Raw genomic sequence first — 9591 nt, forward strand, 5'->3', positions numbered from 1 at the left:
ACCCCCTCACCCTCGCCCTGCGGGCTCGCCGCGCCCTCTGAACGAGGGCTCGGCCCTCTCCCCGCCCGCGGGGAGAGGAGGAAATGCGCACGAACATGGGGGAGGCCTCACGCCGCCGGCTCCGCCGCGAACCCGCGCGGCGCGCCCGGCCGGAAATGCGGGATCGCCGCCAGCAATTCCCGTGTGTAGGCGGTGCGCGGCGTCCGGAAGAGGTCGCGGCTGACGCCGTCCTCGACCACCCGCCCGCCCTGGAGCACGAGGGTCCGCTCGCACATCATCCGCACCACGTTGAGGTCGTGGCTCACGAACAGGAAGGCGAGGCCGTCCTCGCGGCGCAGGTCGTCGAGGAGGCGAAGGACGCCTGCCTGGACCGAGACGTCGAGGGCCGCCGTCGGCTCGTCGAGCACCAAGAGCCGCGGCTTGACGGCGATCGCCCGGGCGATGCCGATGCGGGCCTTCTGGCCGCCGGAGAGCTGGTGCGGGAACCGGTCGAGGAGGGCGGCCGGCAGTCCCGCCCGCTCGGCGCTCTCGATCACCCGCAGGCGCAACGCCTCGCCCCGCAAGGGGGTCAGGCGCTTCACCGGATGGGCGATGCAGTCGAAGGCCGAGAAGCGCGGGTTGAGGCTGTCGGTCGGGTCCTGGAACACGATCTGGATCGCGCGCCGGTGGGGCGAGCGGTGGAAGTCGCGGGCCGGAATCGTGCCGATCGATTCGCCGTCGAACAGGATCTGTCCCGCGCTCGCATCGAGCAGGCGGCAGATCATCCGCGACGTGGTGCTCTTGCCCGACCCCGATTCGCCGACGAGCCCGAGGCTCTCGCCCTCGCGCAAGGAGAAGGACACGTCCTCGACCGCCATGGCGCCGCCGAAGATCTTGCCCAGCCCCTGCACGTCGAGGAGCGGCGGGGTGCCGGGGGCGGGGGCCGGCCGCGGGACGGCGGGCGGACGGTGGCCCTCCGGCACGAGGTCGGCCAGCGTCGAGGTCGGGGTCGGTGAGGCGGCGACGAGGCGCTTGGTGTAGGGGTGGCGGGGGCCTGAGAACAGCGCGCCCGGCTCGCCCTCCTCGACGAGGCGGCCCTGCTCCATCACGGCGATGCGGCCGCAATACTGGGCGGCGAGGCCGAGATCGTGGGTGATCAGGATCATCGCCATGCCGCGCTCGGCGGTGAGCCGGGCGACGAGGTCCATCACGGTCTTCTGGGTCGTCACGTCGAGGCCGGTGGTCGGCTCGTCGGCGATGAGAAGGGCCGGGCGGCAGGCGAGCGCGAGCGCGATCATCACCCGCTGGCACATGCCGCCGGAGAGCTCGTGCGGGTAGGCGTCGAGGCGCCGAGCGGCGTCGCGGATGCGCACCGCCTCCAGGCTCTCCAGCGCCCGCTCCCGGGCTTGGCGCCCCGACGCGCCGCCCGCCATCAGCACGTCGGCGAGCTGGCGGCCGACGGTGCGGATCGGGTTCAGCGCCGCCCGCGGGTTCTGGAAGATCATGCCGATCGCCGAGCCGTGCGCCGCCCGCAGGTCGGTGGCCGAGAGCCGGGTGACGTCCTGGCCGCGGAAGCGGATCCGCCCGCCGGTGATCCGTCCGGCCCGGTCGAAGAGCCGCGCCGCCGCGAAGGCGGTGACGGACTTGCCGGAGCCGGATTCGCCGACGAGGCCGAGGCTCTCGCCGGGTGCGACGTCAAGCGAGACGCCGCGCAGGGCCTCGACCGGACCTCGGCGCGTCGCGAAGGTGACCTTCAGGTCCTCGATGGAGAGGAGGGAGGGCTGCATCAGGTCCGCATCCGGGGATCGAGAATGTCCCGCAGGCCGTCGCCGAGCAGGTTGAAGCAGAGCACCGCCAGCATCAGGGCGAGGCCCGGGAAGGCGACGAGCCACCACTTGCCGGTGGTGATGAAGCGCGCGCCTTCGGCCACCAGGATCCCCCATTCCGGCGTCGGCGGGCGCACGCCAAGGCCGATGAAGGACAGGCCGGCGGCGTTGAGGATCGCCCAGCCGAGGTTGAGCGAGATCTGCACCGCCATGGCGGGGAGGACGTTGGGCAGGAGGAAGCGCAACACCACCGCGAGGTGGCCCTCGCCGCCGGCCCGCGCCGCCTCGACGTAGCCGGCATCGCGCCGCACGTTCACCTCGGCCCGGGCGAAGCGGATGTAGAACGGCAGGTTGATGATGGCCGTCGCGATGACGATGTTCTCGACCCGGTTGCCGAGGGCCGCGACGAGCGCCATCGCCAGCACGAAGAGCGGGAAGGCCATCAGCACGTCGACGAGGCGCCCGACCACCCGGTCGAGCCGCCCACCCGCGTAACCGCTGACGCCCCCGATCACCGCGCCGAGCGCGAAGGACAGGCTCACCGCCGAGAGCGCGATGGCGAGGTCGAGCCGGGTCGCCGCGATGATGCGGCTGAGCACATCGCGGCCGAGCTGGTCGGTGCCGGCCCAGTGCGCGGCACTCGGCGGCTGGAGCGCCACCGAGACGTCGGAGGCGACCGGATCGTAGGGGGTGAGCCAGGGGCTGAGGATCGCGACGAGGCAGAGCAGCGTGCTGCCTGCGGCGGCGACCGCGGTCAGCGGATTCTCGCGCAGGACGTGAGCGGCGTGCCGCAAGGTACTGGGCGGTGGGGCGAAAGCGGGGGAGACGGCGTTCATCGGATCACTCGATCGAGACGCGCGGGTCGGCGAGGCCGTAGAGCACGTCGACCGTGAGATTCACGACGACGAACAGGCTCGCCATCAGGAGCACGAAGCCCTGGACCGGCGCGTAGTCGGAGGAGAGCAGCGCATCGAGGGCGTAGGAGGCGACCCCCGGCCAGGAAAACACTTTTTCCACTAGCACGTTGGCCCCGAGCATGGTGGAGAACACGATGCCCGCGATGGTGAGCACCGGCAGGATCGCGTTGCGCAGCGCGTAAGTGACGATCACCCGCCGGCGCGGCAGGCCGAGCGACCGGGCGGTGCGGATGAAGTCGCTGCCGAGCACGCTCAGCATTGCCGCGCGGGTGATGCGGGCGAGCGGCGCCAGCACGAACAACGCCATGGTGAGCGCCGGCAGGATCAGCTGGCCGGCCGCGGCGCGCAAGCCTTCCCAGTCGCCGACGAGCAGGAAGTCGATCAGCAGGAAGCCGGTGATGTCCGGCGGGCTCGCTGCGAAGACGTCGATGCGGCCGGTCGGATCGGGGGCGACGCCGAGCAGGTAGTAGAACACGTAGATCAGCAGCAGCCCCGACACGAAGGTCGGCACGCAGACCCCGAGCGCGCAGAGGAAGCGCACGGCATGGTCCACCACCGAGCCGGGACGCAGCGCCGCCGCGATGCCGAGCGGGATCGCCAGGAGGAGCGCGATGACGAGCGCGGTGACCGTGAGTTCGAGCGAGGCCGGCAGGCGCTGGCGGAGATCCGTCAGCACCGGCTGGCCGGTCGTCATCGAGCGGCCGAGCTGGCCGCGCGCCACGTCGCCGAGATAGCGCACCAGCTGCTCGGGCACCGGCTTGTCGAGACCCATCTGGCGGCGGATCTCCTCGATCTCCGCCTTGCCGGCATTGGGCCCGGAGGCGAAGAACACCGCCGGGTCGCCGGGCAGAACCCGCATCAGCAGGAAGGTGAAGACCAGGACGCCGAGCAAGGCCGGCAGCGAGGACAGGAAGCGCCGCCCGGTGCGCCGGGCGATGCCGCTGGCGGAGGCCATCTCGGCTCCTTCTCCGTTACTTCCGCGACAGGTCGCGGTAATCGACCTGGCGGTGGAACTGGTAGGTGTAGCCCTCGACGGATTGCGCCATCACCGCGTCCTGGTTCGGCTGCCAGATCGGGATCTGCGGCATCAGGGCGAGGTGGCGCTTGTTCAGGGCTCGGGCGTCGTCGTCGTACTTGGCCGGATCGCGCTCGAACCGGGCCTTGGCGGCGAGTTCGTTGATCTCGGGATCGTCGATCGAGCTGTAGTTCCAGCGCTGGTTGCCGGTGTAGAAGTTGCGGTAGAAATAGTCCGGCGAGGGCAGCCAGGCGACGATGCCTTCAGTGAAGAACGGCAGCTTCTTCTCGCTCACCTGCGTCGACATCTGGGCGTCGGGCAGCTTCTGGATCTCGACCTTGACGCCGATCTTCTCGAGCGATTCGCGGATCAGCGCGGCCATCGGCTCGGCGGTGGCGGCCTGGCCGACATTGAAGCTGAAGGTGGTCGAGAAGCCGTCCGGCAGCCCGGCCTTGGCGAGCAGGGCCTTGGCCTTCGCGAGATCCAGGGTCACCGGCTGGGCGACGGGGAAGACGGCTTTCGGATCGCCCTCGCCCCAGGTCGCGCCGAAGAGGGGCTTGCCGCGGCCGAACAGGGCGGCCTTGAACATCGCGTCGTAGGGCAGGGCGTAGGCCAAAGCCTGGCGCACCTCGACCTTGTCGAAGGGCGGCAGCTTCGTGTTGAAGGAGATCAGCGTCAGCGCGTTGAATTGCGGCGTCGCGATCACCTTCAGCTTGCCCCGCTCCTTGAGCGCGAGGGCGTCGTTGGCCTGGAGGTCGATGACGATGTCGGCGTCGCCCTTCTCGACGAGGTTGGCGCGGGTCGCAGGATCCGGGATGGTCTGGGCGATGATGCGCTTGAAGCCGGCGGGCTTGTCCGGCGCCGCGCCCGTCCAGTCGGCGTTGCGCTTCAGCACCACCTGCTCGCCGGGCTTGAACACGTCGACGCCGTAGGCGCCGCTGCCGACGGCGTGGTCCTTCAGCCAGGCTTGCGCCCAGGGGTCTTCCGGCGTCGCGTGGGCCTTGGCGGCCTTGGAATTGATGACGATGGCGTAGACGGTGGCGAGGTTCGGCAGCGCCAGCCGGTCGGGCTTCGGCAGCGTGACCTTGAACGTGTGGGGATCGACCACCGTGAACTGGTCGGGGCTCGTCAGCGATCCGGTCAGGAGCTGCGGCCCGGCGAGCGACTTCGCCGAGACGGCGCGGTCGAGCGACCACTTCACGTCGTCCGCCGTGACCGGGGTGCCGTCCTGGAACTTGGCGTCCTTGCGCAGATAGAAGGTGAGGGTGAGGCCGTCGGGGCTGACCTCGTAGCGCTCGGCGAGCTCGCCGCGCACCGAATCGAGGTCGAAGACCCAGTTGTCGCCGAGCTTCTTGCGGCCGAAGGTGACGAGACGGTCATACGTCGAGAGGCTGATCGCGAAGGCCTCCCGGGTGGTGCCCGGCATGGTCGGATCGAGGGTGTTGACCGCGGCCCCCGTGACGTAGCGCAGGGTCTCGGCCCGGCTCTGGGCGCTCGCCGGCGCCGTCCCGGCCACGAGGGCGACGACGAGGGCGCCCGAGAGGCTACTCAGGAAGAGGCCGCCGGAACGGCCGCCCATCCGCATGCTGGTCTTCGTCACGCCTGTCCCTTCCTGCATCCCTGATCGGCCGGCCTTCTTGCAAGGGCCGTTCCAGCAGGGGCCATTCGAGACCACGGAGGGCCTTGGGGGCAAGTGCGAACAAGACGGGTCAGCGCAGCACCGCCTGCGGCACGTCGTAGGCCTGGAACTCGGCCCACAACCGGTCGAGGTCGGCGGTGAACAGTCCGCGGGTGAGGCCGGAGACGAGGCGCGGCACGGCGGTGGTCATGGCGTTGATCGACGAGCCGGAGGGGCCGTGGCTCACCGTCGCGGCGATGCCGAACAGGTGGATGTCGCGGATCCACGGCGTCAGGCCCGGCTCGCGCTCGGCGAAGGCGTAATCGTCGCCGAGATAGGGATAGGCGGCCAGCCGCGCGTCGCGCTCCTCGGGCGGCGGCGCGTAGCGGTCGCCCCAGGTGGCGATGTTGTGGGCAAACGCTAACAATTCGGGCCGCGCGGCGTAATCGACCGTGATGCCGGTGGCGGCGATGACGAGATCGGCCGCGACCGTGCCCTTCGGCGTGTCGAGGCGGACCGCATCACCCTGCATCCGCGCCGCGGTGACGGGGGCGCCGGGGAGGAAGCGGAAATTCGGGTGCCGGGCGCAGCGGTCCCAGGTCGCCTGCGGAAAGCCCTCGCGCAGGCCCATCACCGCGCTCATGAAGCGCCAGCGCCAGGCATCGTCGAGGTCGCCGAGATGGCGCAGGAAGCCCGCGAAGGTGAGCCAGCGATAGGGCTGCACCACCTGCGCCTCCGCCCGCCGGCAGAGCAGGGTGACTTCGGCGGCACCGGCCTCGAGCGCCGTCGCCGCGTTGTCGAAGGCCGAGGCGCCGGCGCCGATCACCGCGACGCGACGGCCCTCGAGCGTCGCGAAATCGACCGGGTCGTCGGTGCGGGCGATGCGCCCCGCCGGCAGGCCGGCCAGGACTTCCGGCAGGGCCCAGGTCCCGGCGCCTTCCTGGCCGGTGGCGAGCACCACCTTGCGGGCGTAGCGCACGGCGTCGTTCGAATCGGTGACGGCCAGGAGCCCATCCGCCGGCCCGATGCCGGTGACCGCGACGCCGTTCTCGACCGGCACGCCGGTCGCCTCGCGCACGAAGGCGAGATAGGCGGCCCAGTCCTCCCGGGGGATCAGGTCAAGGGCGTCCCAACTCGCGAGGCCGTAGCGGGCCTCGTGCCAGGACTGGTAGGTCAGCGCCGGCAAGCCGAGATCCGGCCCGGTGAAGTCCTTCGGGCTGCGCAAGGTGCGCATGCGCGCATAGGTGAGCCAGGGCCCTTCCAGCCCCCTCGGCGCCCGGTCGAGCACCAGGATATTCGTCACCTGCGACCGCATCAGCCCGAAGGCGACGGCGAGGCCCGACTGCCCGGCCCCGACCACGATCACGTCGTGGGCCGGTCTCCCGTCCGGGCCGGTGCGGGGGGTGAGCCAGGGGGCACGGGGATGGGCCGTGCGGGCGATCTCGTCGCGGACGCGGGCATGGAGGGCGTCGAGGGACATGGTGGATCCTTCAGGCCGCGAGCCAGCCGCCCTCGACCGGCAGGGCGGCGCCGGTGGTGAAGGAGGCGGCGTCGCTGGCGAGGTAGAGCACGGCCCGGGCGACCTCCTCGGGCTGCCCGAGGCGCCTCATGGCGTGCCGGCCCTCGGAGGCGGCGCGGGCGGCGGCCGGATCGGCGGCGCGTCGGAAGCTGCGGGCGAGCATGGGCGTCTCGACCGCGCCCGGCACCACGGCGTTGACCCGGATGCGGTCGGCGGCGAAATCGAGCGCCATGGTGCGGGTAAGGCTGAGCACCGCGCCCTTGGCGGCGATGTAGGCGCTGTTGCCGCGCCCGCCGGCCAAGGCCAGCTGCGAGGCGACCGTGACGATCGCGCCGCCGCCCCGCGCGCGCATCGACGGCACCGCCTGACCGGCCCAGAGCCAGGTCCCGCCGACATGGGCGCGGAACACCGCGTCCCAGTCCGCAGGGTTGGTGGTCTCGACGGTGCCGCCGACGGAGAAGCCCGCCGCCGTCACCAGCACGTCGATGCCGCCGAGGGCCGCGACGATGGCAGCGGCGTCGGCCGCGACCGCGCCGGGATCGCCGACATCCGAGGCGCGGGCGAGGCCGCCGATCTCGGCCGCCACGGCTTCCGCCGCCGGGCCGTCCCGGTCGATCACCGCCACCCGGGCGCCGGCCTCGGCAAAGAGCCGCGCCGTCGCGGCGCCGATGCCGGAGCCGCCCCCCGTCACCACCGCGACCTTGCCGTCGAGCCTCACGGGCGATCCTCCGTCATGCGTGTCTGCCAGGCCAGGAACGCGTCGGCCGAGGCGTCGAGGCCGTGCGCCGCCTCCCAGCCGAACTCGTTGCGCAAGCGTGCGGTGGCGAGCGGCGGCCGGTCGCGGTCGCCGTGGAGAGAGATCGTCGGGGTCTCGCCCGGTGCGGCGAGACGGCAGACGAAGCCGGGGCGCGCCAGGGATTCGGCCAGCCGTTCGCCCCAGGCGAGGACCGGCCAGGTCGCGGGGCTCGACACGTTGTAGAGGGGGAATCCCAGGCTTTCCGCCGCGATCAGCCGCGCCACCGCATCCGCGGCGTCGGGGGCGTAGAGCCAGTCCCGCCGGCCCGGCCGCGGCAGCAGCGCCGGAATACCGGCCTCGGCGGCGGCCCAGATCTGCGCCTGCGGGCTGAGCGTATCGCGCAGACCCGTGTCGTGCTCGAACGGGCCGAACACCGCGCTCAGGCGCACGCTCACCCCGTCGAGGCCCCAATGGCCGCAGAGCCGGGCGAGCACTTTTTCTGAGGCGAACTTGGTGACGGCGTAGAGGCTCTCCGGCAGCGCCGGCAGGTCCTCGGACAGGATGTCGTCCTGCGCGGCCCCGTAGGCCGCCGCCGAGGACAGGTTCACCACCCGGCGCACCCCGGCCCGGCGGCAGGCCTCAAGTATCGGCACCATCGCGCCGAGATTGACGGCGAGGATCGTCCCTGGATCCGCCGCCTCGCGGGCGGCATCCGCCGTCACCGCGGCGGCGATCACCACCGCGTCGGTGCCGGGCCGGATGACGGCTTCGAGGCAGGCCGGATCGGTCACGTCGCCGCGGTCGAGGGAGAGGGCGCCGGGCCGGTCGGCGAGCCTTTGCAGCAGGGGCGGCGGGGGCGGGGCCCGGTCGAGGAGGTGCACGGCGAGGCCGCGCCCGAGCAGGGCCTCGGCGAGGTTCAGCCCGACGAAGCCTGCGCCGCCCAGGATCACGGTGCTCATGGCGATGCGCATGGTTGTGTCGCGGGACTCCGCGCGCCCGGGTCGTCGCTGTGGGAGGGTGTCGGCACGCGCTGTCCTCGTGATCGGGTGCCGCGCTTCATGCACGAAGCGGGCCGGCCGGCGGCCAGGAGCGTCATGGAACGCGAGTGCGCCTCCGCGTGCAACCGTCGCGTTCGTAGGCCGACTGCGTCGCGGGAGCGGCTTGGGGAAAGGCCCGGAAACACCGGAGCATTGCGGGATGCGACAGTGCCACACGGCCGTCCCGAACGAGCAAACGGTTCCGTTCTGGCTCGCCGCCCTTTCCCGGACGACTGCAACGAAGTGGAAGGACATCCGGGATCCAGCGCGAAAAGTCGCGAAACGTCTGCTTGTCTGCAACGGTGCAACAGACAGAGCCGCTTCGCGGCGAGTCCTTGCGCTGGATCCCGGATCTCCTTCCGCTTCGCTTCAGTCGTCCGGGAAAGGGAGAGCTTGAACCGGTCACCCAGCGTAGGTCTGCCGTGCGATCCGCCACCCTGCCGGCGCTGCTTGTCGCCCCGAGACAGACGAAGCGTGGCCGCCACGATCCTCCCGACCGTCATGAAACCATCACGGCCCCTGACCAAGAGGTTTCCCGACACGGCCGGCGCGAAACACGCGCGGCCCGCGAGTTCCGCAGGGCCCGGCCGCCTTCGGGTTGCTCCAAGCTGGTCACGAAGGATCTGATTCTCGTATACGTTGCGGCCCGACGACGGAAAGCGGCGTGAAGCCGGCGGGCCTGCGCCGCGGAGTGGGGGAGCGGGACATGGTGCAAGACGCGGCCGCACAGGCCGGCCCGGGCCAATCCGGTCCCGGCGCCGCGGAACTGCCGGCGGCACGGCCCGATTCGGGCCTCGGCGCGCTGGCCCTCGTCGCCTCGTTCCACCAAATCCCCTGCGAGCCGGCGCAGGTCCGCCACGACCTCGGCCTCGGCCAGGCGCCGATGAGCGGCGTCGACATCGTGCGCGGCGCGCGCCGGCTCGGCCTCAAGGGGCGCCTCCTCC

General features: G+C 71.9%; 7 protein-coding genes and 1 pseudogene. 1 reads left to right on the top strand and 7 read right to left on the bottom strand.

The features are described from left to right. Positions 1–107 precede the first annotated feature (107 nt). The 7 genes from nikE to ABZT49_RS07830 all read right to left on the bottom strand — a co-directional run bounded on the left by nikE (position 108) and on the right by ABZT49_RS07830 (position 8569). A complete protein-coding gene (nikE, locus tag ABZT49_RS07800) occupies positions 108–1766 on the bottom strand; it encodes an ABC transporter ATP-binding protein (RefSeq protein ID WP_355285105.1) in 1659 nt (552 codons plus the stop codon). Further along, the gene (locus ABZT49_RS07805) at positions 1766–2641 is read right to left on the bottom strand and encodes an ABC transporter permease (RefSeq protein WP_355285107.1); all 876 of its coding nucleotides are present in this window, start codon (positions 2639–2641) and stop codon (positions 1766–1768) included. Before ABZT49_RS07805 ends, nikE begins: the two co-directional genes overlap by 1 nt. Before the next feature lie 4 nt (positions 2642–2645). Beyond that, a complete protein-coding gene (locus tag ABZT49_RS07810; protein ID WP_355285109.1) occupies positions 2646–3677 on the bottom strand; it encodes an ABC transporter permease in 1032 nt (343 codons plus the stop codon). A 16-nt stretch (positions 3678–3693) separates the two neighbouring features. Further along, positions 3694–5316 (bottom strand): ABC transporter substrate-binding protein, encoded by a 1623-nt coding sequence (locus tag ABZT49_RS07815; RefSeq protein ID WP_407943456.1) that lies wholly within the window; start codon positions 5314–5316, stop codon positions 3694–3696. 130 nt (positions 5317–5446) lie between these two features. Beyond that, the gene (locus ABZT49_RS07820) at positions 5447–6835 is read right to left on the bottom strand and encodes an NAD(P)/FAD-dependent oxidoreductase (RefSeq protein WP_355285113.1); all 1389 of its coding nucleotides are present in this window, start codon (positions 6833–6835) and stop codon (positions 5447–5449) included. A gap of 10 nt (positions 6836–6845) precedes the next feature. Continuing rightward, complete coding sequence (locus tag ABZT49_RS07825) at positions 6846–7592, bottom strand: SDR family oxidoreductase (RefSeq protein ID WP_355285115.1); 747 nt, start codon at positions 7590–7592, stop codon at positions 6846–6848. Beyond that, the gene (locus ABZT49_RS07830) at positions 7589–8569 is read right to left on the bottom strand and encodes an NAD-dependent epimerase/dehydratase family protein (RefSeq protein WP_407943457.1); all 981 of its coding nucleotides are present in this window, start codon (positions 8567–8569) and stop codon (positions 7589–7591) included. The genes ABZT49_RS07825 and ABZT49_RS07830 overlap by 4 nt, the downstream gene beginning before the upstream one ends. Positions 8570–9353: 784 nt before the next feature. On the opposite strand from ABZT49_RS07830, the pseudogene ABZT49_RS07835 reads away from it, so the two are divergent. Then, positions 9354–9591 (top strand): annotated as a pseudogene (locus ABZT49_RS07835) (type I secretion system permease/ATPase); the annotation flags it as partial.

The organism is Methylobacterium sp. EM32 (assembly GCF_040593685.1).
Lineage (GTDB): Bacteria > Pseudomonadota > Alphaproteobacteria > Rhizobiales > Beijerinckiaceae > Methylobacterium.

Excerpts from the sequence above, each read along its gene's own strand:
- nikE (WP_355285105.1), bottom strand. The coding sequence starts at position 1,766 with ATGCAGCCCTCCCTCCTCTCCATCGAGGACCTGAAGGTCACCTTCGCG.
- ABZT49_RS07805 (WP_355285107.1), bottom strand. The coding sequence starts at position 2,641 with ATGAACGCCGTCTCCCCCGCTTTCGCCCCACCGCCCAGTACCTTGCGG.
- ABZT49_RS07810 (WP_355285109.1), bottom strand. The coding sequence starts at position 3,677 with ATGGCCTCCGCCAGCGGCATCGCCCGGCGCACCGGGCGGCGCTTCCTG.
- ABZT49_RS07815 (WP_407943456.1), bottom strand. The coding sequence starts at position 5,316 with ATGGGCGGCCGTTCCGGCGGCCTCTTCCTGAGTAGCCTCTCGGGCGCC.
- ABZT49_RS07820 (WP_355285113.1), bottom strand. The coding sequence starts at position 6,835 with ATGTCCCTCGACGCCCTCCATGCCCGCGTCCGCGACGAGATCGCCCGC.
- ABZT49_RS07830 (WP_407943457.1), bottom strand. The coding sequence starts at position 8,569 with ATGAGCACCGTGATCCTGGGCGGCGCAGGCTTCGTCGGGCTGAACCTC.